22 protein-coding genes are annotated in these 23,847 nt (G+C 66.2%); 13 read left to right on the top strand and 9 right to left on the bottom strand.

The window, feature by feature from the left end; all coding sequences use genetic code 11:
- Positions 1-706: 706 nt before the first annotated feature.
- The 3 genes from ACAM55_RS26220 to ACAM55_RS26210 all read right to left on the bottom strand — a co-directional run bounded on the left by ACAM55_RS26220 (position 707) and on the right by ACAM55_RS26210 (position 2,266).
- On the bottom strand, positions 707-1,141 hold the full coding sequence (locus ACAM55_RS26220) for a DUF4019 domain-containing protein (RefSeq protein ID WP_369657183.1): 435 nt from the start codon (positions 1,139-1,141) through the stop codon (positions 707-709).
- 157 nt (positions 1,142-1,298) lie between these two features.
- Entirely contained in the window at positions 1,299-1,751 is a 453-nt protein-coding gene (locus ACAM55_RS26215; protein ID WP_369657182.1) for a hypothetical protein, read from the bottom strand.
- 251 nt (positions 1,752-2,002) lie between these two features.
- Positions 2,003-2,266 carry an ESPR-type extended signal peptide-containing protein gene (locus ACAM55_RS26210; RefSeq protein ID WP_369657181.1) on the bottom strand — a complete coding sequence of 88 codons (264 nt, stop codon included), beginning with the start codon at positions 2,264-2,266 and terminating at the stop codon, positions 2,003-2,005.
- A gap of 387 nt (positions 2,267-2,653) precedes the next feature.
- Between ACAM55_RS26210 and ACAM55_RS26205 the strand changes: the two genes are divergently transcribed.
- The 8 genes from ACAM55_RS26205 to ACAM55_RS26170 all read left to right on the top strand — a co-directional run bounded on the left by ACAM55_RS26205 (position 2,654) and on the right by ACAM55_RS26170 (position 11,804).
- Positions 2,654-3,334, top strand: a complete 681-nt coding sequence (locus ACAM55_RS26205; protein ID WP_369657180.1) for a Crp/Fnr family transcriptional regulator — start codon at positions 2,654-2,656, stop codon at positions 3,332-3,334.
- 161 nt (positions 3,335-3,495) lie between these two features.
- Positions 3,496-5,124: a tannase/feruloyl esterase family alpha/beta hydrolase gene (locus ACAM55_RS26200; RefSeq protein ID WP_369657179.1), complete on the top strand. Its 1,629-nt coding sequence runs from the start codon at positions 3,496-3,498 to the stop codon at positions 5,122-5,124.
- A gap of 284 nt (positions 5,125-5,408) precedes the next feature.
- A complete protein-coding gene (gene baeS / locus ACAM55_RS26195; protein WP_369657178.1) occupies positions 5,409-6,788 on the top strand; it encodes a sensor histidine kinase efflux regulator BaeS in 1,380 nt (459 codons plus the stop codon).
- Positions 6,789-7,166: 378 nt separating this feature from the next.
- The gene (locus ACAM55_RS26190; protein WP_369657177.1) at positions 7,167-7,649 is read left to right on the top strand and encodes a rhodanese-like domain-containing protein; all 483 of its coding nucleotides are present in this window, start codon (positions 7,167-7,169) and stop codon (positions 7,647-7,649) included.
- 32 nt (positions 7,650-7,681) lie between these two features.
- The gene (epsC, locus tag ACAM55_RS26185; protein ID WP_369657176.1) at positions 7,682-8,596 is read left to right on the top strand and encodes a serine O-acetyltransferase EpsC; all 915 of its coding nucleotides are present in this window, start codon (positions 7,682-7,684) and stop codon (positions 8,594-8,596) included.
- Entirely contained in the window at positions 8,593-8,862 is a 270-nt protein-coding gene (locus tag ACAM55_RS26180; protein ID WP_369657175.1) for a multiprotein-bridging factor 1 family protein, read from the top strand. The genes epsC and ACAM55_RS26180 overlap by 4 nt, the downstream gene beginning before the upstream one ends.
- Before the next feature lie 62 nt (positions 8,863-8,924).
- A complete protein-coding gene (locus ACAM55_RS26175) occupies positions 8,925-9,857 on the top strand; it encodes a family 2A encapsulin nanocompartment shell protein (RefSeq protein ID WP_130424459.1) in 933 nt (310 codons plus the stop codon).
- 66 nt (positions 9,858-9,923) lie between these two features.
- Positions 9,924-11,804 (top strand): family 2A encapsulin nanocompartment cargo protein cysteine desulfurase, encoded by a 1,881-nt coding sequence (locus ACAM55_RS26170; RefSeq protein ID WP_369657481.1) that lies wholly within the window; start codon positions 9,924-9,926, stop codon positions 11,802-11,804.
- A gap of 79 nt (positions 11,805-11,883) precedes the next feature.
- Here ACAM55_RS26170 and ACAM55_RS26165 read toward each other — a convergent pair whose 3' ends face one another.
- Genes ACAM55_RS26165 through ACAM55_RS26150 form a run of 4 tightly spaced genes read right to left on the bottom strand, consistent with a single transcriptional unit; the run spans position 11,884 to position 15,478 of the window.
- Complete coding sequence (locus ACAM55_RS26165; RefSeq protein ID WP_369657174.1) at positions 11,884-12,756, bottom strand: substrate-binding periplasmic protein; 873 nt, start codon at positions 12,754-12,756, stop codon at positions 11,884-11,886.
- On the bottom strand, positions 12,749-13,576 hold the full coding sequence (locus ACAM55_RS26160; RefSeq protein ID WP_369657173.1) for an ABC transporter permease: 828 nt from the start codon (positions 13,574-13,576) through the stop codon (positions 12,749-12,751). Before ACAM55_RS26160 ends, ACAM55_RS26165 begins: the two co-directional genes overlap by 8 nt.
- Positions 13,573-14,382 carry an ABC transporter ATP-binding protein gene (locus ACAM55_RS26155; RefSeq protein WP_369657172.1) on the bottom strand — a complete coding sequence of 270 codons (810 nt, stop codon included), beginning with the start codon at positions 14,380-14,382 and terminating at the stop codon, positions 13,573-13,575. The genes ACAM55_RS26160 and ACAM55_RS26155 overlap by 4 nt, the downstream gene beginning before the upstream one ends.
- A 16-nt stretch (positions 14,383-14,398) precedes the next feature.
- Positions 14,399-15,478 (bottom strand): ABC transporter substrate-binding protein, encoded by a 1,080-nt coding sequence (locus tag ACAM55_RS26150; RefSeq protein WP_369657171.1) that lies wholly within the window; start codon positions 15,476-15,478, stop codon positions 14,399-14,401.
- Positions 15,479-16,160: 682 nt separating this feature from the next.
- Between ACAM55_RS26150 and msuE the strand changes: the two genes are divergently transcribed.
- The 5 genes from msuE to ACAM55_RS26125 all read left to right on the top strand — a co-directional run bounded on the left by msuE (position 16,161) and on the right by ACAM55_RS26125 (position 21,604).
- Positions 16,161-16,739, top strand: coding sequence for an FMN reductase (gene msuE, locus ACAM55_RS26145; RefSeq protein WP_369657170.1), 579 nt, complete (start codon positions 16,161-16,163; stop codon positions 16,737-16,739).
- Between the two features lie 81 nt (positions 16,740-16,820).
- Positions 16,821-18,047 (top strand): SfnB family sulfur acquisition oxidoreductase, encoded by a 1,227-nt coding sequence (locus ACAM55_RS26140; protein ID WP_369657169.1) that lies wholly within the window; start codon positions 16,821-16,823, stop codon positions 18,045-18,047.
- Positions 18,048-18,050: 3 nt separating this feature from the next.
- On the top strand, positions 18,051-19,334 hold the full coding sequence (locus ACAM55_RS26135) for an SfnB family sulfur acquisition oxidoreductase (RefSeq protein ID WP_369657168.1): 1,284 nt from the start codon (positions 18,051-18,053) through the stop codon (positions 19,332-19,334).
- A gap of 37 nt (positions 19,335-19,371) precedes the next feature.
- Positions 19,372-20,232, top strand: coding sequence for a MetQ/NlpA family ABC transporter substrate-binding protein (locus ACAM55_RS26130; RefSeq protein ID WP_369657167.1), 861 nt, complete (start codon positions 19,372-19,374; stop codon positions 20,230-20,232).
- A 1-nt stretch (position 20,233) separates the two neighbouring features.
- Positions 20,234-21,604: an LLM class flavin-dependent oxidoreductase gene (locus ACAM55_RS26125; protein WP_369657166.1), complete on the top strand. Its 1,371-nt coding sequence runs from the start codon at positions 20,234-20,236 to the stop codon at positions 21,602-21,604.
- On the opposite strand, the gene ACAM55_RS26120 is transcribed toward ACAM55_RS26125, so the two are convergent.
- Both ACAM55_RS26120 and ACAM55_RS26115 read right to left on the bottom strand, forming a co-directional pair.
- The gene (locus ACAM55_RS26120; protein ID WP_369657165.1) at positions 21,605-22,825 is read right to left on the bottom strand and encodes an acyl-CoA dehydrogenase family protein; all 1,221 of its coding nucleotides are present in this window, start codon (positions 22,823-22,825) and stop codon (positions 21,605-21,607) included. It lies immediately after the preceding gene.
- A 139-nt stretch (positions 22,826-22,964) separates the two neighbouring features.
- A complete protein-coding gene (locus tag ACAM55_RS26115; RefSeq protein WP_369657164.1) occupies positions 22,965-23,825 on the bottom strand; it encodes an ABC transporter ATP-binding protein in 861 nt (286 codons plus the stop codon).
- Between the last annotated feature and the right edge of the window lie 22 nt (positions 23,826-23,847).

Genomic DNA, 23,847 nt, shown 5'->3' with positions numbered 1-23,847 from the left:
AAGCCTTGCTTCACGGCAGCGGTGTCCACGGACGGCCTGTGCCAATGAAACCTTTAGAAATAATTGCAACACGACGACATCAATTGCAATTAAGCGGAAACATTTTTGGGGCGAATCTTAAGAGAAAGCAATGAAGTGCAACTGGCGTGTGGTGAATTAGCGTCAAGAAAGGAAGCGCAAAATTGAGGATCTTTATCGATGCTGTTCTATGGGTAGTACCAAGAATTTACTATTCAAAAAAGCGCCTACCTCATTACTTGAAAAGGGGTATTATTAAATTCCTATTGAAGGTTCAGCATCAATAGTAACACTAAGTTTTTAAATGTTTCATTTCTCTCCGATGTCAAAAGATTGAAAGTTAATGTCGAGTATTTTTTAAGATGGCGGCGCACTGAATTGGAGCGCGTTGCGCGCTCGGCAGACCCGGGAACCCGGCGCAAGACGGTGTCCGGCTCGCACGGGTTGCTGTGAGGAAGGGTCGAGGTCGGGGAGCGGCTGCCTCAGAGGAGGAGCTGCCTGCCGGTCTTGGTTGGCGCGCGAGGTGCCCGGGTGCGGGCTGTCGCCGATGGCTACAGCCCCGGCTCAAGAGCTGCGGGGCGATCGAGCGAGCGGGGAGGGAGAGGTGCTGCGACTGCCTGCTGCCATGCGGCTTCGTCGAGCAGGTCCACCGCGGAGATTGCGGCGGATCGAAGGGGGCGGGGGCGGTTTAGCGCAGTACGTAGCCGCTCAAGCGCCACGTGCCGTTGGGTTCGAGGCGAAAGCTCGTCATCTCTCGCGCCACCCGGTTGGGGGCGTTGGCAAAACGGGTTTCGTATTCAACGTTGACGTATTGGCCGGCCAGATCGGGATCTTCGTTCGCAACCATTTGGCGATTGACCGAGATCCAGGTGCGCTGCTGCGCCGCACCGAGGGGCGACCGCGACGCCTCGACTTGGCGGACGAACTCGGGACGAGCGACCCGCTTCTTGGTCGCGGGCGCGGCGCCGTCCCAGAGATCGCCGATCTTGCCCTGATCCACCATCTGGATGGCCTGCAGGCCGCCGCGAACCATGTTCGTTGGATCTGCATCCTGGGCCGAGGCCAGGCCCATCCAACCTGACAGGAGCGCGACGCCAAGCAGCAGTTTGCGTTTTGAGTTCATTGGAGGTTGGAAGCGTCGAATTTCAAAATGTAACTACTGGACGGTGCATGGAGTATTTTAATAGAGAGTCCGTTGGTCGCATTCATATTTCTGCTCGGCAGGTGTTGACAGCGGCGCTCGATCAATAGACCGCCGCGTGCAACGCCAATGGAGCAAATCATGCGATCTCGGTTGCCTCCGCCCATACCCTATTGAAAAGGGACTCCCGGGTCTTCTTGAACACGACGCTTGAATGCAGACCGACAGCAGACTCTATCCGTGTTGTCTTGCCGAAGTCCGCACTGGATACCCAAACCGTGTCCGGCGCCACCAGCACCACTTTGGCGTTGTTGTTGCGATGCAGTGCCATGCGTACATCGGGGAAGCGGAGCTTAAGCACCCTCGCTTCCTTCTGCGCGTCGGTGTTTGCAATGATGAATATGTCTCGCGGGCGCTTGCCCAAGGTGTGAGAGATGTAATCCGGGTCCGGAAGTGATCCGGTCATTATCAAGACGGGGCCGATGACGCGCGCAATTTGCGATAGGCGCTTGTTCCACGTGCTTGCGCAGATGGACATCTTGGCGTCTTCGCAAGAGAACGCGAAGCCGCTGCTATCGTCGCTGAAAATCATAGTACTTTGATTCTTTGAATGATTCCCCGCAAGAACCGAACGGTTTGAGTCGAGCCGGTAGAGGGTCGGTTGGGCCAAGAGCGCTGTTGGCGCCGGCCGAAAATTGACCCGCCCGTGGACTGGACCTCATCGATCGGACCGCTGGGGAAAGATGAACTGATACGCCGGTGACGGCTGAGGAGAAAAGACGGATCGCAATGGCGCCGGACAACATGAGCCCATCGAACCCGCTCCTGGAGGAGGGCAGCAGTTCACTTCATAGAAAAGGCGATGTCGGCGCCAGCGTTGTTGCCTGTGCTGACCGTCGTGCCTGGGATCACCATCACCGCAGTGCCTGCAGGGGGCGCGAGGCCACCGTCCACCTTGGCGGCGGTTGATCTCGCGTGGGCGCGTCCGCGTTCGGATGCAACGGCCCAAAGGGCGAGAACGTCGTTCGAAACGACGCGAAAAATCCTGTTCATGGCCTGAGTCCCCGGCAACAAATAGCGCGCTTGCTTGAACTGCGCCTGCGGCACCGGTGTGGCCGGTGCTCTTGTACTCCCTGGAACGAGCCGGACTCTAATGCAATGGACTTGCACTATTTCAAGTGCACTTTGCATTCCCTCAACGAATGCGAAATCGTTCACATTTGTAAGTTTTTTTAGGGCTGCAAATGGATATGCAAGTACGCCTCGACGGCGTTGCTGCCGATTTCGTTCCGGCCAAGGATGGCAGGCGTTTGTCGCCATCGAGTCCCAGCACCGTCGCCTCGTCAGGGTATGTCCCCGCGGTCTAAGGGCCCAAATGTCCTTCGCGCAACAAACGCGACGAGCCTATGTTCATAGGATTCGCAAGCCTGAGGGAAATATGCAATGAGAGCTCGATCTGGTTTGGTCTTCGCCCGTGTCGTTGGGTGGTGACAGATGTTGCCTGCCAAGGATCTGAGCGCTTTCTTTGAACGATGCATCTGGCCGCGTGCCCTGACGCAGGCAGAACGAACGAAAGCGTTCGAGGCCCTGTACGTTCGACACCATGAAGCGCACTCCTATGTGTGCCAACGCGACGAGATCGCCGACAGCTGGATCGGAGTGCTGGAGGGCTTCCTGCGTGTTCAGGACACCACGGTGGACGGTCGCCTGATCATGTTCACCGGGGTTGCCGCCAGCGGGTGGATCGGCGAAGGGTCGCTCCTGAAGCCAGAGCAGCGCAAGTACGAGATCATGGCGACGCGACCGACCATCACCGTCCATCTGCCGAGGACCACGTTCTCATGGTTGCTCGATCGAAGCATCCCGTTCAACCATTTCATGCTTTCGCATCTGAACGAGCGGCTTGGACAATTCATCGCGATGGTGAAGTTTGATCGACTGCTCGAACCGACGGCGCGCGTGGCGCGTGGCATCTCCAGCCTCTTTCATCCAGTGCTCTATCCGAACACCGACTCGACGCTGCGGATCAACCAGGAGGAGATCGGCTTGCTCGTCGGCATCTCGCGCCAGCGGGTCAACATCGCGTTGACCGAACTGGAAACCGCGGGCCTCATTCAGCGGGGCTACGGCTACATCACCGTGATGGACAGGCAAGCACTTGCCAAGTACCCGTAACACGGCTGCCGTGCATCGAAACCGGAGGGTTTCTCCTTAGAAATCAGTGGGCTGAATGTCTGTCCCGGAACAGTTGGCCAAGGTCTCGCCTTTCAGAATCTCCTGGGCATCGCTCCATCTCGTTGCGGTGCGCAGGCTGAAAACTGATAAAGGATAGAGACATGCACTTCTTCTCCCCAAAGGCACCCTTGGCTCGCGCGAAGCTTCACGCTGCTGCCGTCAGCGTGGCGATGCTGGCAGCTTGCGGCGGCGGCTCCGACAACGGCGGCGCGTTCCCGCTGCTGCTCCCTGGCCCCCCAGCTGCACAACCCGAAAGTCCTCCATCCGCACCGGCTGTGACGGCTCAGAAGGCCTGCAGCGACCTGACCGGAAAAACCGTAGCGGGCGCTGCGCTCACGGCCGTCATGGTGGCTGCGACGACCAACGTTCCCGTGTACTGCAAGGTGACCGGCACCATATCACCCGCGTTGAACTTCCAGATCTCTCTGCCGGAGGCATGGAACGGCAAGCTTTACTACCAAGGGGGAGGCGGCTACAACGGCGCCATTTCACCACCTTCCGCGGCGCCCCTGGGCCAAGGCTATGCGGTCGTTGCGAGCGACTCGGGGCATCAGGACAATGCCTTGAGCGCGGACTTCGCGTTGACCGATACCTTTGCGGCCCAATTGTTCGGCAGCCTCTCGGTACCCACCGTGATGTCGACGGCGACCGAGACCCTGGCGGCTGCCTATGGGGCGCCACCGGCAAAGTCGTACTTCGAGGGCTGCTCCAATGGCGGGCGGGAAGCATTGATGGCGGTGCAACGCTCGCCGAACCTTTTCGATGGCGTCATCGCACGTGCACCCGCGTACAACTGGGTCGGGTTCATGGGCGCCTTCAACCGAAATTCCAGGGCCCTCGCCGCGCCTGGCGGTGCCTTCTCCGCGGCGAAGACGGCGCTTCTGAGCAAGCATGTGCGAGACGCTTGCGATGGGCTCGACGGGGTCACCGACGGCGTGGTGTCGAACCAGGCCGCATGCACGCCGGCGCTCGTCAATGTGGCCGCCCTGCGCTGCGCCGGCGGAACCGATACGGGTGACAGCTGCCTGTCGGACGCACAACTCGACGTGGTGGCGTCCTGGACCACGGAAGCAAGCTTCACGGGTAGCGCCAGCTTCCGGAACGCCGGTTGGAACCTGACAGGAAACGAGGACGACCCGGGCGCCTGGCGGACATGGCTCACGGGCGACGGCAATTTCGCCGCAGCGCTGCAATTCCTGTTTCAGGACACAACGGTCAAGAACTATCTGGCCCGCGACAGGACGGTCAGTTCTCTGGCCTACACGCCTTGGGATCAGAATCAGAATGCACTCTATGCCATGGCCGCGCTCAATGACGCGACCAACGCGGACATTCGACCGTTCATCAACAGCGGCGGCAAGCTGATCCTGTGGCACGGCGGGAATGATTCCGCTCTCAGCGTGAAATCGACCATCGAGTACTACGGCAATATGCGCAGTTCGGTGGGCGCTGCGGCCGCTGACGCATCAACGCGTTTCTACGTCGCGCCGGGGGTCAACCACTGCGCCGGAGGGCCGGGTGCCGATTCGTCGGATCTGCTGACAGCCCTTGACCAATGGGTGACGAAAAGCAAGGCCCCTGCCACCTTGGCCGCGGAGAAGCGCGATGCAGAAGACGCGGTTGTCCTGAGCCGGCCTCTGTGCCAGTACCCGCAGTATCCGCGATACACAGGTCCCGCCAATGATGCGGCAGCTTCGAAGTTGGCTGCCAATTACACCTGCGCCTCCTAGTTGCGGTTGCGCTTCTGAGCCATTGCGCGGCCGCTGCGCCAGCGTGCCAAGGCGAGCGTTCGCTGAGCGGAGTCCCCAGTCTCGGTCGATGGGTGGATGTCTCGCATGGCGCCATGCGACAGCGGAAATTTCATGCCGTCCGGCCGCCCATTAAATGGACAACGCTGTATCGAAATTGCTTGACCCCCGCGGCCTGGCAATCAATAATGATCATCAGTGTATAGAAATAAGGAGACACGGGACGGAGCACCCGTGCCCGCAGCCCGTTCGGCAGGTCCGCTCACATGAAATTCGGCATCAGGGCAAAGCTCTTCCTGTTCGTTCTGCTTGCGTGCGCTGCCGTGGTCGTGGTGCAGGCCGTTGCCGTGCGGCTCGTGATGGAACGTGGCTTTCTGAGCTACCTCAATCAGCAGAGCCGGACTCGGATGGAAGAGATCGTCCCACGCCTGGAGCAAACCTATGCCATTCGAGGCAGTTGGGATTTCTTGCGCTCCGATTTCCGGGAGTGGATGAACCTGGTGTTGCCCTTTCTCCGCGAAACGGGCGGCGATGCTGCGCCTCGGTTGGCGAGTTCCGATCTGTCTGGCGCACTCGCGCGCGTGGGCCTGCTGGATGCGCAGATGCGCGTTGTGGTCGGCAATCCGGACGTCAACGCGGATTCGATCCGCGTTCCCATCGTGGTCGAGGGACGGACGGTGGGCTGGGTCGCGACGGTGCCGTTCGAGGCTGTGCTTCCGAAGAATGACAAGCGCTTTCTCGAACACCAATTCACCGCCTTGACGATGGTCGGGCTCGGGTCGGTCCTGGTGGCAGCGTTGCTGACATTCATCCTGGCGCGCGCCTTGTTGCGGCGGCTTCGCGACATGTCTGGGGCCACGCATCGCCTGGCCGCAGGCGATTTCGCGTCGCGCATTGCGGCCGGGGCCCATGACGAGCTCGGAGCGCTGGCGCGTGACTTCAACCACATGGCGCAGACGCTGGAGCATGCCGAACGAGCAAGGCGAGGCTTCATGGCAGATATCTCCCATGAACTGCGAACGCCGCTCGCGGTATTGCGCGTGCAACTCGAGGCCGTTCAGGACGGTATTCGCTCATCCTCGATCCAGTCGACAAACCTCATGCACCTGGAGGTCGAGCGGCTCGGCAAGCTGGTCAACGACCTGCACGATCTGTCGCTGAGCGATGTCGGTGCCATGGCATACCGGCGTGCCCCCCTCAATGTGGTCACGGTGCTCCAGGCGGCGGCCGAAAGCATGCAGCGGCGGCTTGACGCGGCGTCCCTGCAACTGGTGCTGCAGATCGCACAGGTGCCGCTGACGATCAGTGGCGACGAGGCGCGCCTGCACCAGTTGTTCGGCAATCTGCTGGAAAACTCGCTGCGCTATACGGACGGTGCCGGCACGGTCCGTGTCGACTGCGCCCGGCACGGCACCACCGCGCTCATCGTCATCGAGGACAGTGCACCCGGCGTCCCGGACGACAAATTGGAGAAGCTGTTCGAGCGCTTCTACCGTGTCGAACAGTCGCGCAATCGTGCGACCGGCGGAAGCGGCCTGGGATTGGCGATCTGCCGCAACATCGTGGAGGCCCACGAGGGACGCATCACTGCCTCGGCATCGCCGTTGGGCGGACTTCGCATTGCGATCGAACTGCCGCTGATTTGATGTGCAGGTGGCAGGCCGGCCGCAACCTGTCGCGTGCGCCCGCAGATGCCAAAGAACAAAAGCGTCTCAGCGTATGCGGATTCCGTGCTTCGCTTTCCGCGCCGTAGCCTGAAGAATGGCCGTTCTCGCTTGGAGGTGAGTGTCTCCTCGTCGTCCCCAAAGCGACGTTTGGCGGGCCCCATGGGGCCCGTTTTTTTTGCAGGTCTTTCCGAAGGTCTTGGATGGCGACCGGGCCTGTGCGCCGGATTTCTCTTTAGACCAGTTGGTTGTTTAGAACCGACTTTTCAGTTGTTTGAGCTTCATCGCTGCGCTCCTACAGTGATGGTCATCGCCATCAAGCCGGATGGGAAATGAGCCAACGCACAGGAGCCAGAGCGCATGTCAGTGGAAGTTGAAGATGTCGTCGCCTTGCCGCCCGCCCTTGAGGAAGCGCGCGTTCGCGCGGCCGAAGCGGGATGGACCTACGCCGGTGGCGTGGCCCCGTCCGTGGCATGGGCGCTGGTGCAGGGTGGCCAGGCCGTGCTGGTGGATGTGCGCTCGGGTGAAGAGCGCAAGTTCGTGGGCCATGTGCCCGAAAGCCTGCACGTGGCCTGGGCGACCGGCACGGCGCTGACACGCAATCCGCGCTTCGTGCGCGAGCTCGAGGCCAGGCTGGCGAAGCACGGCGGCAAGGACGCGGTGGCGCTGCTGCTGTGCCGCAGTGGCAAGCGCTCGGCACTCGCGGCGGAAGCAGCCGCCAAGGCCGGATTCACGCACGTGTTCAACGTGCTCGAGGGCTTCGAGGGCGAGATCGACGCCCGTCAGCACCGCGGCGGTTCCGATGGCTGGCGTTTCCACGGCCTGCCGTGGGTGCAGGACTGACGCGAGCGTTCCTTTCCAGGGAGAACCACCACATGGCTCATTTCGAGGTGAGCGGCATCGTGCGCGCGCTGCATGGCGTGCGCGACGAATGGCGCGATTCACAGCGGCGCTCGCGCGAGCCCGGCGCACGCGAGTTTCCATCGCGCCACGCGCTCGCGCAGATCGTCGAGGCGCTCAAGGGCGCGCTGTTCCCGATGCGGCTCGGACCGCCCGACCTGCGCCACGAAAGCGAAGACTTCTACGTCGGCCACTCGCTCGATTCCGCCCTGCAGGCCTTGCTGGTGCAGGCCCGCCTCGAGCTCGAATTCAACGCCCGGCACGAACCGCGTTCCCCGGGCGAGATCGACGATGCTGCGACCGATGCGGTGCGCCGCTTCGCCAGCGCGCTGCCGCAGCTTCGCCGCCTGCTCGACACCGATGTGCTCGCCGCCTACCAGGGCGACCCGGCGGCGCGCAGCGTCGACGAGGTGCTGCTGTGCTATCCCGGCGTGCTCGCAATGATCCACCACCGGCTGGCGCACGAGCTCTACCAGCTCGGCCTGCCGCTGTTGGCGCGTATCGTGGCCGAACTCGCGCATGCACAGACAGGCATCGACATCCACCCCGGCGCGCAGATCGACGCGGGCTTCTTCATGGACCACGGCACGGGCGTGGTGATCGGCGAGACGGCGGTCATCGGCAAACGCGTGCGCCTGTACCAGGCCGTGACGCTGGGCGCCAAGCGCTTTCCGACCGACGCCGAGGGCAATCTGCAGAAGGGCCTGCCGCGCCATCCGGTGGTGGAGGACGACGTGGTGATCTATGCCGGCGCCACCATCCTCGGGCGCGTGACACTGGGCAAGGGCGCCGTCATCGGCGGCAACGTGTGGATCACCGACGACGTGCCCGCGGGTGCGAGCGTGACGCAGGCCAGCCTGCAGAACGCCCCGAAGGGAGCCGGCGCATGAAGGATTTCGTCGAAGACTTCGGCGTGACCATCCGCCAGCTGCGCGAAGGCAAGGGCTGGTCGCAGGAAGTACTGGCCGAGCACGCCGACCTGAACCGCTCCTATGTCGGCGAAGTGGAGCGCGGGCGCGTCATCCCGTCGATCGTCACCGCGCACAAGCTGGCTGCGGCGCTCGACATCAACATGGTGGGCCTGCTGCTGCGCTGCGAGCAGCTGGAGCAATCGCGTCTTGTGCGAAGGATCAATTTGGCGGCTATAGCCTGTTGAGGGAAAACCCCATGCCGCCTGACACTTGCGGCCACTTTCTTCTCGATACGGAGCCCTGATCCATGAGCGCAACAGTCGGTGGTACCACCGCCCTTGGCGACAACGCCGCCCGCCAACTAGCCAATGCCACCAAGACAGTCCCTCAGCTGGAGACCATCAGCCCGCGCTGGCTGACGCACCTGCTGCAATGGGTGCCGGTGGAGGCGGGCATCTACCGCGTCAACAAGGTCAAGAACCCCGAATCGATCAAGGTCACCTGCACCTCGCGCGAAGAGGAAAACCAGCTGCCGCGCACTTTCGTCGACTACGAAGAGAACCCGCGCGAGCACTACCTCAACGCCGTGAGCACCGTGCTCGACGTGCACACCCGCATCTCCGACCTCTACAGCAGCCCGCACGACCAGATCAAGGAGCAGCTGCGCCTCACGATCGAGACGATCAAGGAGAACCAGGAGAGCGAGCTCATCAACAACCCCGACTACGGCCTGCTGGCCCAGGTGAGCGAAGAGCAGCGCATTTTCCCGCTGACCGGCGCGCCCACGCCCGACGACCTCGACGAGCTGCTGACCAAGGTGTGGAAGGAGCCCGCCTTCTTTCTCACGCACCCGTTGGCCATTGCCGCCTTCGGCCGCGAGGCCACGCGCCGCGGCACGCCGCCGCCGACGGTGAGCCTGTTCGGCTCCCAGTTCATCACCTGGCGCGGAATTCCGCTGATCCCGTCGAACAAGGTGCCGGTGGCCGACGGCAAGAGCAAGATCCTGCTGCTGCGCGTGGGCGACAAGCGCCAGGGCGTGGTGGGCCTGTTTCAGCCGGGGCTTTCGGGCGAGCAGGGCCCGGGCCTGTCGGTGCGCTTCATGGGCATCAACAACCACGCGATCGCGTCGTACCTGATCTCGCTGTACTGCTCGCTCGCGGTGCTGACCACCGATGCACTGGCGGTGCTCGACGACGTCGAGATCGGCAAGTACCACGACTATCCCGACACCTACAAGTAAGCCGCGGTGAGCAGCACACCATCGATTCCGGGCGAGGCGCCGTTCGACACGGCCATCCTCGCACGCATGGCGAGCGCCATGTTCTCCGCACTGCCGGGCACGCCACCGGCCTCGCTGCCCGGCGTGGCGAGCGGGCTGGTGCCGGGCGCGCAGTTTCCCGCCAATGTCGCACCGCCCGGTTCGCCGCTGGCGAGCCCTGCGGGCTTCGGGCCGAGCGTGCCGGGCACGCCGATTCCGCAAGGCCAGATTCCCGGCGCCAACGTGCTGCCGGCATCACCCACGCAACTGCCTTCGCTCGCGAACCGCACACCGGCCTTGCTGCCGCATGCGGTGGCGGGCAACGGCGTGCCGGACACGGTGCTGTCGGTCGCACCGGCCTTCGAGCCGCGCTCGGGCGGCACGGTGCAGGGCGTGCCTCAGGCGCATGCACCCGTGACGCCGCAGGCCGCGGCCTCGCCGTTCTACTTCGTGGGCAACAGCTACGGCCATCCGTCGGCGGGTGCGACCGAGGGCATTGCGATTCATGACCCATTCGCGGGCCTTGCGTTGCCGCCAGCGGCCGCGCCCGTCTCGCCGCCGAGCCCGCCAGCAGTGCCTGCCGGGCGCGATGCGCAGTTCTACTTCGTCGACGCGGTGCGTCTGCCCAACGGCTTCGTCACGCCGGCCAAGCCCGATCCGCGCGGTCCCGATGCGGTGCCGCTCGCCGGCAACGGCCAGCATCCGCCGTTCGACGTCAATGCGGTGCGCCGCGACTTCCCGATCCTGCGGGAGCGCGTGAACGGCCGGCCGCTGGTGTGGTTCGACAACGCGGCCACCACGCACAAGCCGCAATCGGTCATCGATCGCATCGCGTACTTCTACGAACACGAGAATTCGAACATCCACCGCGCCGCGCATGAACTGGCCGCTCGCGCCACCGATGCCTACGAAGGCGCGCGCGAGCGGGTGCGCTTGTTTCTCAACGCACCCGAGGTCGAAGAGGTGATCTTCGTGCGCGGCACCACCGAGGCCATCAACCTCGTGGCCAAGAGCTGGGGCGGGCAGCACGTGGGCGAGGGCGACGAGATCATCGTCTCCAACCTCGAGCACCACGCCAACATCGTGCCGTGGCAGCAGCTTGCCGCCGCCAAGGGCGCGAAGCTGCGCGTGATCCCGGTGGACGATTCGGGCCAGGTGCTGCTCGACGAATACCGCAAGCTGCTGAACGACCGCACGAAGCTCGTCGCCGTCACGCAGGTCTCGAACGCGCTGGGCACCGTGGTGCCGGTGAAGGAGATCGTCGAGCTCGCGCACCGTGCCGGCGCCAGGGCGCTGGTCGACGGCGCGCAGTCGGTCTCGCACATGCGGGTCGATGTGCAGGACATCGGGGCCGACTTCTTCGTGTTCTCCGGCCACAAGGTCTTCGGCCCGACCGGCATCGGCGTGGTCTGGGGCAAGCGCGAAGTGCTCGAAGACATGCCGCCCTGGCAGGGGGGCGGCAACATGATCGCCGACGTGACCTTCGAGAAGACCGTGTTCCAGCCGATCCCGAACAAGTTCGAGGCCGGCACCGGCAACATCGCCGATGCGGTGGGGTTGGGCGCGGCCATCGACTACGTGAACAAGGTGGGCATCGAGAACATCGCGCGCTACGAGCACGACCTGCTGGTCTACGGCATGGCGCAACTCGGGGCGATCCCGGGCCTGCGGCTGATCGGCACGGCCGCCGACAAGGCGAGCGTGATGTCCTTCGTGCTCGACGGCTACACCACCGAAGAAGTGGGCCACGCGCTGAACGAAGAAGGCATCGCGGTGCGAACGGGCCACCACTGTGCGCAGCCGATCCTGCGGCGCTTCGGTGTCGAGACGACCGTGCGGCCGTCGCTGGCCTTCTACAACACCTTCGACGAGATCGACCGCCTGGTGCGGGTGGTGCGGCGATTGGCAGGGCAGCGCCGCGCGCGCTAGTGGAGAAGGGCGGCGGGGAAGCTCGCGAGCTTCCCCGCTCGTGCCGTGGCGTGCGGTGCAAGCCTGAAGTGCATCGTGCTCAGGAATGGCAGACGAAGCCGTCCTTGAGCAGCGTGATCTCGAACTGCAGGTTGCCCGCGCGCGCGGCGCGCGCCTTGTCCAGTGTGCCGTCGGCACGCCATTGACGCAGGGCCGCCGCCAGGTAATCGCGCGAGACGACATCACCCTCGGGCAGGCGAATGGCAGCATCCGAGGGCAGGCGCACATCGCTCGCCAGCGGCTTGTAGAAACGCCATTCCTCGTTCTGCATGAGCCGTTCCAGCACCTCGGCGTCCTCGGCAAGCGCCGCGCATTCGCCGGCCATGAAAGCCGACGCCGCATGCACCGAAGAGGGGTAGCTGCGCGGCTGCGCGCCATAGCGCTGCGACACCGCACCGGCGTAGCCCGAACCTTCGCCCACGCAGACCCGGGCACCGCGCAGCGCGGATGCATCCTGGACCTTGCCGCGCCTGAGCGCGACCACGAGCCCGCGGCCGATGTCGTAGCTGCCGGGCGTGGCGGCGATGCCGGGCACGGATTGCGCGGGCACCCCGGCCACCAGCAGGTCGACGCGGCCTTCGCGCAGCGCGGCCTCCTGCGCTGCAGGGTCGAGGCCGACCAGCTCCAGCGGCACGCCGAGCGAAGCCGCCAGTTGCCGTGCGAGCGTGGCGTCGAAACCATCGGGCTCCGGCGGCGTCGGCGCCTCGGGCGGGGCAGGGCGCGGATAGCGGCGCACGCCCACGATCAGCCTGCCGCGCTCGATCGCCTGCGCGAGCACCGGTCCCTTCGGCAGGCCCGACAGCACGGGCGTTGCGAAAGCCCAGGCGCCGCCGATGCCGGCAATCGCCACGGCCATCGCCAGCGCCGTGCCTGCCAGGACCAGCCCGCGCTTGGACCGCCTGCGCTCAGTCATCGAGGCTCAGCCCCTTGCGCCAGCGCAGCAGTCGCCGCTCCAGCAAGGCCAGAAGGTAGTTGAGCAGCAGCCCGAGCACGGCCAACAGCAGGATGCCGGCATACATCGTCGGGATCTGGAAGGTCTCCTGCGAGTTGAGCGTGAGAAAGCCCAGCCCGGAATGCGCACCGATCATCTCGGCCGCCACCAGCGCCGTGATGCTGTAGGCACCCGCCAGCCGCACGCCGGTGAAGATCGACGGCAGCGACGCCGGCAGCACCACCTTGAAGAAGACGAAGCGCGGCGAGGCGCCCATCGACAGCGCCGAGTTGACGAGCAGCCGGTCGACCTGCTTCACGCCGCTCACCGTGCTCAGCAGCACCGGCCAGAACGAAGCCCAGAAGATGATCGCCACTTTCGACAGTTCGCCGATGCCCAGGAACAGGATGAACACCGGGAACAGCGCGAAGGCCGAGGTCTGCCGAAAGAGCTGCAGCACCGGATCGACGATGGCTGCCAGCCGCTTGGAGCTGCCGATCAAGAGGCCCAGCAGCACGCCCGAGAAGCCCGCGAGCAGCAGGCCCCACAGCGAGCGCTGCAGGCTTGCCGCCAGGTGTTTCCAGAGCTGGCCGGTCTCGACGAGCTGGACGATGCTCGCGACCACGGCCGACGGCGGGCTCAGGTAGGCATCGCTCACGACGCCCAGGCGCGGCAACGCCTCCCAGAGCGCCAGGAAGATCGCGATGCCGATGCCGCGCTCGGCCACGCGGGCAAAGCTGCGCGCAAACTTGAAGAATCGACCGGGCGTGCGAACCACCGGCGCATCGAGCACGGCGCTCATGACACCACCCCTTCCAGCGAACTGGGCCGCAAGCCGATCTGCACTTCGTCCTTCAGCACCTCCCACGCGCGTTGGCGCAGCGCGGCGAACTCGGTCGAGTGACGAAGTTCCGCCGAGCGCGGGCGCGCGAGCGGAATGTCGATGATGTCCTTGATGCGGCCGGGCCGCTGCGTCATCACCGCCACGCGGTCGGAGAGGTACACCGCTTCCTCCAGGCTGTGCGTGATGAAGACGATGGTCTTGCGGTATTGCTCCCAGATGCGCAGCAGCTCGCCCTGCAGGATCTCGCGCGTCTGCGCATCGAGTGCGGCGAAGGGCTCGTCCATCAGCAGCACGTCGGGCTTGTAGGCGAGCGAGCGTGCGATGGCCACGCGCTGCTTCATGCCGCCCGAGATCTCGTGCGGATAGCGGTCTGCGAAACCATGCAGGCCCACCAGTTCGAGGTATTCGTGCGCGGTGCGACGGCGCTCGGCTTTGCCGATGCCGCGTATCTCCAGCCCGACCGCGATGTTGTCGAGCACCGAGAGCCACGGAAACAGCGCATAGCCCTGGAACACGACGCCCTGGTTGCGGTTGATGCCCGCCAGCGGCTGGCCGTTGATGGCGATGCGCCCGCCGGTGCGTTCCGTCAGTCCGGCCAGGATGCCGAGGAAGGTCGACTTGCCGCAGCCCGACGGGCCGAGCACCGAGAGGAATTCGCCGTCGCGCACGTCGAGGTCGAAGCCTTCGAGGACGCGCACGCGCTCGCTCGCGCCGCGCGCCGCATAGTCCATCCGCACTTCGCGGGCCGAGATCTTCAAGCTCATATGGCAGGCATTGGGGTCAAGACTTCGCGGCCTGCTGCGCAAAGGGGTTGAACTCGTTGGTGTAGACGTCCTTCACCGCGACCTTGCCAGCGGCGAGCTTGCCTTCGGACTGCAGGATGTCGATGTAGTACTGGATCGGCGGCTCGGTCACCACCAGGTCGTCGACATACGCGTAGCGGTCGACGTTCTTCAGGTCCATGTTGATGCGCTTGGCCACCAGCTTGCGGGCGTCCTCGGTGTTGGCGTTGACCCAGTTGCCGGCCTTGGCGAGCGCCGCGACCACGTCGCGCACCGCCTCGGGGTGCTGGCGGATGAACTGGCCGTGCGCGCTGTACGGCGCCATGCCGCCCAGGCCGCCGTCGAGGTCGTAGTCGCTCCACAGCCGCACCAGCGACTCGGCGTTGTCGGCTCTGCCCGAGAAGGGCGCATGGATGATCGCGAGGTCGGTGTTGCCGGTCACCAGGGTCTGCTCGGCCTGCTCGTCGGGAATGACGACGAAGTTGATCTTCGCCACGTCCACGCCGTGCTGGCGCAGGTACTTCTTGGTCACGAACTCGGCGCAGGCGCCGAAGCTGTTGAAGCCGATGGTCTTGCCCTCGAGGTCCTTGGGCTGGCGGATGCCCGAATCCTTGCGGACGAAGTACTTCATGTGCGGTGCCTCCTGCAGCGTCTTGCCGCCCGCAGCCACCACCTTGAGGTCTGCGCCCGACGCGATGGCCGAGATCACCAGCGGGACCATGCGGCTGCCGAAGTCGATCTCGCCCGTGCCCACGAGCGGAATGATCTGCGGCGCGGCAATCTTGCCGACGTATTCGGGGCGGGTGTTGCCGCCCTCGAAGTAGCCGAGCTCGTCGGCCAGGTAGATCAGGTCGAACGACGGATTGTTCGGGTACTTGAACGCCACCTTGTCGCCGGTCTTCTTCACCACGGCCGGGCCGCTGGCCGCAGCGGCCCGGCCGCCGTCCTCGCGCGAGCAGCCCGCGAGCGCCAGGCCGCCGATGGCGCTGACGGATGCGAGGGAGGCGAGGGTCTTGAGCGCCAGGCGCCTCGAAGGCGGGGCGCTGGCAGGGGAAGAGGAGGGCGTCTCGATGGGCATGACGGCGCGCTCCGGCACGGGAGCGGTGGGGCTGGTTGCGAAGCGCCGATCCTAGGAAGCCCTGGTTGCGCCATCAACGAAGAAAACCGCGCATGCTTATGCGCAAAAGGGGCCTCGCATGGCCGCGTCTCGGTGATCGCAGCCAGTGGATCACGCACCGTGCGCCTTGGGATGGTCGTGGGCAGGTCGTGACCGGAGCAATGCGGCGGCAAGGGAGATTTCCGCATCAAGAAACTCGCAATCCGTCGTTGGAAAACGCGGGGCAGCTCCGCAGAATCGCCGAAGCGTTCATCCGGAGCCACCAATGGCAACAGTCTGCACCTTCCATGTTTCTCCAGCGACACAGGCCCGCCATGTCCTCGCATTGACTGCCGCGGCCTGGGGCATTGCACCAGTCTCGCCGCACGAGGTGGCGCGGCGCGCCCCCCATGGTTATGTCCCGGTCAGGGCCAGGCGCCGGCTGCGCGTTGCTGCGGCGTTGACCTTGGCGCCTCATTCGTAGCGAGGTGCAGCTCGTTCGAAGAACTTGAACTGGAAACGGGACCTTCGAACCGGTCCGCTCGGCATGGGTGCCAAGCCCGGAATCCGCATATCCATAACTGAAATGCTTCTAGAAGCCGTGCATGAAAAGGCCTGCGCGGGCGGCACATTCGTGGTCTGGCTTTTTTTTCTTCTCTTCACCATGACTCAAAAATTCAAGATCGTCGCTGTCTCCGGTGGCCTGCAGCGTCCCTCGCGCACGCTCGCGCTGGTCGAGGAACTGCTGGACGGCCTGACCGTGGCCCGGCCCGCCGAGACGCGCCTGATCGAACTCGGCCAGCTGGTGCCGAAGTTCGGCGGCGTGCTGCAGCGCGGCCAGCTTCCGGTCGAGGTCGAGCAGGCGCTCAGAGACGTGGAATCGGCCGACCTGCTGCTGGTGGCGAGCCCGATCTATCGCGGGTCGTACACCGGGCTCTTCAAGCATTTCTTCGACTTCGTTCATCACGAATCGCTGATCGACGTGCCGGTGCTCCTTGCGGCCACCGGAGGCAGCGACCGCCACGCGCTGGCGATCGATCACCAGCTGCGCCCGCTGTTCAGCTTTTTCCAGGCGCATACCCTGCCGGTCGGTGTCTACGCGACGGACAAGGAGTTCGAGAACTACCGCGTGAGCGGCGAGGCGCTGCGTGCGCGTATCGCACTCGCGATCGAACGTGCGTTGCCGGTGCTGCGGCAACGTGCCCACGCGCCTGCGGTGGTGCCTTCGCTCGCCCTGGCCTGATCGACCCGTGGTCGGGCACGGGAACTCGGGCCTTCGCGGCTCGTGCTGCCGGAACTGCGCGGCCTTGGATACAGCACTCTCATGTCTTCAGCCCATTCCCCAACTTTCTCGCCCCTGCGGCTGCCGCGCGTGCACCGCATTCAAAGCGACCCCGAAGCGCTGGCGGCCGCGCACCGGCTCGCGGCCGAGTTCGCAGCGGGCGCCTCGCAGCGCGACCGCGAACGCCGTCTGCCCTGGGAGGAGCTCGACCGCTGGTCCGAGAGCGGGCTCGGCGGCATCACCGTGCCGCGCGAGCATGGCGGCGCCGATGTGTCCTACGCCACGCTGGCCGAGATCTTCGTGATCCTGTCGGCCGCCGACGGCTCGCTCGGCCAGATCCCGCAGAACCACTTCGGTGTGCTGGGCGTGCTCCGCGAGATCGGCAGCGAGGCGCAGAAGACCCGCTTCTACGCCGAGGTGCTCGCGGGCGGGCGCCTCGGCAATGCCGGGCCGGAGCGGCGATCGAAGACCGTCGTGGAGGGCGGGACACGGCTGCGCCGCACGCCCCAGGGCCTGCGCCTCGACGGCGAGCGCTTCTACTCGACCGGCGCGCTCTTCGCCCATCGCGTGCCGGCGCGCGCGCTCGACGACCAGGGCCGCGCCGTGCAGGTGTGGGTGCCGCGCGATGCGCCGGGGCTCACCGTGATCGACGACTGGTCCTCCTTCGGCCAGCGCACCACCGCCAGCGGCACGGTGCGCTTCGAGGCCGTGCCGGTCGACGAGGCGGACGTGTTGCCGCTGTGGCAGCTGGCGGACCGGCCAGGCCTCTTCGGCCCGGGCTCGCAGCTCCTGCAGGCGGCCATCGACCAGGGCATCGCGCAGGCCGCACTGGCCGAGGCGATCGCCTTCGTGCGCGAGCACGCGCGGCCCTGGACCGATTCCGGTGTGGCCCGCGCCGCGGACGATCCCTACATCGTCCAGGACGTGGGCCGCCTCGAGGTGGACCTGCATGCTGCGCACGAGGTGTTGCTGGAAAGCGGTCGCACGCTCGATGCCGTGGCGGCACAGCCCGTGACCGCCGAATCGAGCGCGCGCGCCTCGGTCGCCGTGGCCGAAGCCAAGGTGCTGACCACGCGCATCGCGCTCGATGCCACCGAGAAGCTGTTCGAACTCGCCGGCTCCTCGGCCACGCGGGACGTCCACAACCTGGGCCGGCACTGGCGCAACGCCCGCACGCACACCCTGCATGACCCGGTGCGCTGGAAGGCGCACCTGATCGGCAACTACCTGCTCAACCACGTGCCGCCGCCGCGGCATTCCTGGAACTGACGAATGACGCTCACCGCCCTTCTTCCCGATCGCGCGTCCGAGGCGTCCGCGGGGCGAGCTCCCGTCCGTGCCGAGGCACAGCCCGCGCCCATCCCTAAGCAGAAGCCGCTGCGCATCCGCGACGATGCCCAGGCGCTGGAAATCGCACGCGAGCTCGCTGCCGACTTCGCCCGCGACGCCGCGGCGCGCGACCGCGAGCGGCGCTTGCCCTGGGCCGAGCTGGAGCGGTTCACCGCCAGCGGCCTCTGGGCCATCACCGTGCCGCGCGAGCATGGCGGCGCCGGCGTGTCGGCGCGCACGCTGGCGGAGGTGATCGCCATCATCTCGGCCGCCGACGGCTCGCTCGGCCAGATCCCGCAGAACCACTATTACGCGCTGGAGGTGCTGCGCGTCGGCGGCACCGACGCGCAGAAAAGCTTCTTCTACCGCCGCGTGCTCGAAGGCGAGCGCTTCGGCAATGCGCTTGCGGAGATCGGCCACAAGGACTTCAAGCGCCGCACGCGCCTGCACGAGGAAGGCGGCAGCCTGCAGATCGACGGGCAGAAGTTCTACTGCACCGGGGCGTTGTTCGCGCACTGGATTCCCACGCTGGTCGTGGCGCAGGAGGGCGAACGCGAGGTGACCAAGCTCGCCTTCGTGCCGCGCCGCGCCGAGGGCGTGAGCATCGTGGACGACTGGGACGGCTTCGGCCAGCGCGTGACGGGCAGCGGCTCGGTGCGCTTCGAGGGAGTGCAGATCGACCCGGCCTGGGTCATCCCCTTCCTGGCCTCCTTCGAGCGGCCCACCACCATCGGCCCCTTCGCGCAGCTGCTGCATGCCGCCATCGACTTGGGACTGGGGCGCGGCGCCTTCGAGGCCACGCTGGCCTTCGTGCGCGAGCGTTCGCGGCCATGGATCGATGCCGGCGTGGAACGCGCCAGCGAGGACCCGCTCGCGATCCAGCTGACCGGCGAGGTGGCGGTGCGCCTGCGCGCGGCCGAGGCCTTGCTGCGCCGCGCCGCCCGCTTCGTCGAGGCGGCCCAGCGCGCCCCCGACGAGCACAGCGTGGCCGCGGCCTCGGTCGCGGTGGCCGAGGCCCGCGTGTTGAGCACCACTGCCTCGCTCGACGCCGGCAACCGCCTGTTCGAGCTGGCCGGCACCGGCGCCACGCTCGACGGCCTGGGGCTGGACCGCTTCTGGCGCAACGCGCGCACCCACACGCTGCACGACCCGGTGCGCTGGAAGTACCACCACATCGGCAACTACCACCTCAACGACCGGCCGCCGCCGCGGCACGGCGCGCTGTGAGCGCCGGGTCCTTTTTCCCCTTATCCCGGAGTTTCTCTTGAGCCGTCTTCCCTTGTTTCCGGCCGCACTGTCGCGCCGCCATCTGCTGCAACTCGCCTCGGCCGCCGCCGCTGCCGGCGCAGGCCTGCCCGCCTTCGCGGCCCTCAAGGAGCAGCCGGGCACCGCCAAGGTCCTGAAGGTCGGCGTCACGACCGGACCGCACGAGCAGACCTTCGAGGTCGTCAAGCGCGTGGCCGAGCGCGACTACGGCCTCAAGATCCAGATCGTGCCCTTCACCGACTACAGCCGGCCCAACGCCGCGCTCGACGCCGGCGACCTGGACGCCAACAGCTTCCAGCACCGGCCCTTTCTCGCGGCGCAGGTGCGTTCGCGCGGCTACAGGATCGTCGGCTTCGGCCGCACCTGGATCGGCCCGATCGCGATCTATTCCCGCAAGTACAAGGCCTTCAAGGATCTGCCGGAGGGCGCGAGCATCGCCATTCCCAACGACCCGTCGAACGAAAGCCGGGTGTTGCTGCTGCTGCAGAAGGCCGGCGCCATCAAGCTCAAGAGCGGCATCGACCCGATCGCCGGCATCAACGCCACGCCGCGCGACATCACCGAGAATCCCCGCAAGTTCCGCTTCGTCGAGATCGAGGCCGCGCAGCTGCCGCGCACGCTCGACGACACCGACGCCTCGGCGGTCAATGCCGACTATGCCAACAAGGCCGGGCTCAATCCGGCGCGCGACGGCATCCTGGTGGAGGACAAGGAAGGCCCCTATGCCTGCCTGATCGCGGTACGCGAACAGGACAAGGAGCAGCCCTGGGTGCAGCAGCTGGTCAAGGCCTACCAGACCGACGAGGTGCGCGACTTCATCGTCAGGACCTTCGCCGGCGGCGTGCTGCCCGCGTTCTGACATGGCGCAGAAGAAACAGATCCTGCTCAACGCGTTCAACATGAATTGCGTAGGCCACATCAACCACGGCCTGTGGACCCATCCGCGCGACCGTTCTGTCGAATACAACGCCCTCGAACACTGGACCGGCATTGCGCGCACGCTGGAGCGCGGCCTGTTCGACGGCCTGTTCATCGCCGACATCGTGGGGGTCTACGACGTCTACCAGCACAACGTGGACGTGACGCTGCGCGAGTCGATCCAGCTGCCGGTGAACGACCCGCTGCTGCTGGTATCGGCCATGGCGGCGGCGACGCAGCACCTGGGCTTCGGCGTCACGGTCAATCTCACCTACGAGCAGCCGTACCTGCTGGCGCGGCGCTTCTCGACGCTGGACCATCTCACGCGTGGGCGCATCGGCTGGAACGTCGTCACCGGCTACCTCGACAGCGCCGCGCGCGCCATGGGCCTGGCGGAACAGATCGCGCACGACGAGCGCTATGACCGGGCCGACGAGTACCTGGAAGTGCTCTACAAGTTGTGGGAGGGAAGCTGGGAGGATGGGGCGGTGCGGCGCGACAAGGCCGCGCGTGTCTTCGCGGACCCGGCCAAGGTGCACAAGGTGCGGCACGAGGGCCGCTACTACCAGGTCGAGGGCTACCACCTGGCCGAGCCCTCGCCGCAGCGCACGCCGGTGTTGTTCCAGGCCGGCAGTTCCGGTCGCGGCCAGCGATTTGCGGCACGGCACGCGGAGTGCGTCTTCATCTCGCCGCCCAGCAAGGATGCGGCGCGCAAGACCGTGCAGGCGCTGCGCGAGCAACTGGTGCGCGCCGGCCGCCGCCCCGACGACGTCAAGGTGTTCGTCGGTGCCGCGGTGGTGCCGGGCGCGAGCGCGAAGGAGGCACGGGACAAGTATGCGGACTATCGGCGCTACGCGAGCCGCGAGGCGGGCCTGGCCCACTTCTCGGCCAGCACGGGCATCGACTACGCGCGCTACGACCTGGACGAGCCAATCGACTACGGCAAGACCAATGCCATCGAATCGGCCACCCGCACCGCCGAGCAGCAGGGTTGGACGCGCCGCAAGCTGCTGGAACTGTTCGAGCTCGGCGGGCGTTACCCGGCCATCGTCGGCGATGCGGCGCAGGTGGCGGACGAACTGCAGTCGTGGATCGAGGAAACTGGAGTCGACGGCTTCAACCTGAGCCGCACCGTGGTGCCCGAGAGCTACGAGGATTTCGTCGACCTGGTCGTGCCCGAGCTGCAGAACCGGGGCGTCTACAAGACCGCCTATGCCGAAGGCAGCCTGCGCCACAAGCTGTTCGACGCCGGCGACCGGCTGCCCGCACGCCATGCGGCGGCGCAGTTCCGGCATCGGGACGGCGAAGCCTGATCAACCTTCGGCACGGGTCCCCACCGCCCAATAGAAGGAAGGCCGGGTCCCGTTGAGCGCGTGGTCGCCGACCATGCGCGCCTTGTAGATCACCGGGTTGTGCGAGGCGAGTGTGCGCGCGTTGCGCCAATGGCGATCCAGCCTCCGGTCTTCCTGCAGCGCCGAGGCGCCGCCGACGTCGAACAGGCGCGTGGCGGTGTTCAGCACGGCGTCGACGATGCCGACCTGCGCCTTGGCGGTGCGCAGCTCCACGTCGACGATCAGGCTTTCGGGGATGGCCTCGCCGCGCTGGCGCAGGCGGTCGATGTCGCCCAGTCCGCGGGCTACCGCGGCCACCGCGGCTGCCGCAGTGAAGGCCGCGCTGGAAAGCTGCCCCACCACTTGCTGGACCAGAGGGTCTTCCCGTGGTGTCGCGCCGCTGCCGTGGCTGTACACGCGGCGGCGCGGCTGCACGAAGGCAACCGCGTCGCGCTCGATCGCGCGCGCGATGCCGGCCAGCGTGGCCAGGTGAGTGAGCTGGAAATGGGCCGTGAGCGGCGTCGGCCGATCGCGGTCGTAGGACAGCACATGGCCGGCCTCGACAGCGACGCGGCGAAAGCGCGTGGTGCCCGATCCGGTCAGGCGCTGGCCGAAGCCGCGCCAGTCGTCGATGCGCTCCACACCGCCCGCGTGCGCGGGGACGAGCACCAGGACCCGCCCTTGCTTGCCCGGGTCGTCCGCGCGCTGCGCGGTCACCGGAATCCAGTCGGCATAGAGGGTGCCGGTGCTGTAGTACTTGTCGCCGTCGAGCAGCCAGCCCTTGCCGTCGCGTGTGAGCTTGGTCTGCAGCGTGCCCACCTCGGCTTCGCCCAGCTCGGTGGTCGCATTGCCGAAGATCGCGCCCTCGGCCGCGCGCCGCAGCCAGGGGGCATGCAGTTCGGGATCGATCTCGGCGTAGAGCCGTTCGATGAAACCGAAGTGCGCGCGCAGGATCTGCGGCAGGTTGGAGTCGGCCGCGCCAAGCTCGATGAGCAGCTCGAACAACTGCTCGACCGAAGCGCCAAGGCCACCATGGGCGAGCGGCACACGCAACGCGCCGAAGCGCACCTCGCGCAGCCAGGTGACGGCGTCGTAGGCCAATGCACGCTCGTTCTCGCGTTGGGCGGCATGTTTGGCGATGCGAGCGAAGACGGGGCGGAAGCGCTCGGCGAGCTGCTCGTCGGTCGGTGGTTGTGGGGGCATCAGCGGAGACGGAACAAGTGAGGTGAGGAAGGCGGTCACGAGATGGCGGCCAGATGCGCCTTGCGCGCCGGACGCGCGGGATGCACGGGGGAAGCCATGGGTCGAATGCCTTGGGAAAGAGAGAAAGAGGTTGCGGCGCTCACCACGCCAGCTGCAGTCGCTGCGGCAGGCCGGTGCCGGCCGCTTCGGGCAGCGGTGCGGCCGCTGGCGCGCGATCGGTATCGACATCGAGGAAGTCGCTGAGCACGTCGTCGCGCAAGGCGATGAAGGCCGGGTCGCTGCGGTTGCGCGGGTGCGGCAGGTCGACCTCGACCGTGCGCCGGATGCGGCCGGGCGAGGGTTGCATCACCACCACGCGATCGCCCAGGAATACGGCTTCCTCGACATCGTGGGTCACCAGCAGCATGGTGATGCGCTCCTTCTGCCAGATGCGCTGAAGCTCGTTCTGCAGCCGCGAGCGTGTGAGCGCATCGAGCGCGCCGAAGGGTTCGTCGAGCAGCAGCACGCGCGGCCGGTTCACCAGGCCGCGGGCGATCGCCACGCGCTGCGCCATGCCGCCGGAGATCTGGTGCGGCCAGGACTTCTCGAAGCCCTCGAGCCCGACCAGGGCGACGTGCTCGGCCACCCGTTCGCGCTTTTCCTTGGGACTGAAGGGGGCATTGCGCAGGCCGACCGCGATGTTCTGCTCCACCGTGAGCCAGGGGAAGAGGCGGTGGTCCTGGAACACGATGCCGCGCTCGCGGCCGGTGCCCGAGATCGGTTCGCCGTCCAGCAGGATCCGGCCCTCGTACTGCGCGTCGAGGCCGAGGATGAGCCGCAGTAGCGTCGACTTGCCGCAGCCGCTGGCGCCGACGATGCTCACGAAGCGGCCGGCCGGAACGTGCAGGTCGATGCCTTCGAGCACCTGCAGTTCGCCGCCGCTGGCCTGCGCGTTCGCATAGCGCTTGCCCAGGCCGCGGATGTCGAGTTCGTTGGAGGGGTTTTCGAGGAGGGAGGTCATGGAAGGAGAGTCCTTTGTGCGT

Source organism: Variovorax sp. V213, from assembly GCF_041154455.1.
In the GTDB taxonomy this organism is placed as follows: domain Bacteria; phylum Pseudomonadota; class Gammaproteobacteria; order Burkholderiales; family Burkholderiaceae_C; genus Variovorax.
The sequence above is the reverse complement of the archived record's forward strand: the minus strand, read 5'-3'. Positions and strand labels throughout refer to the sequence as shown.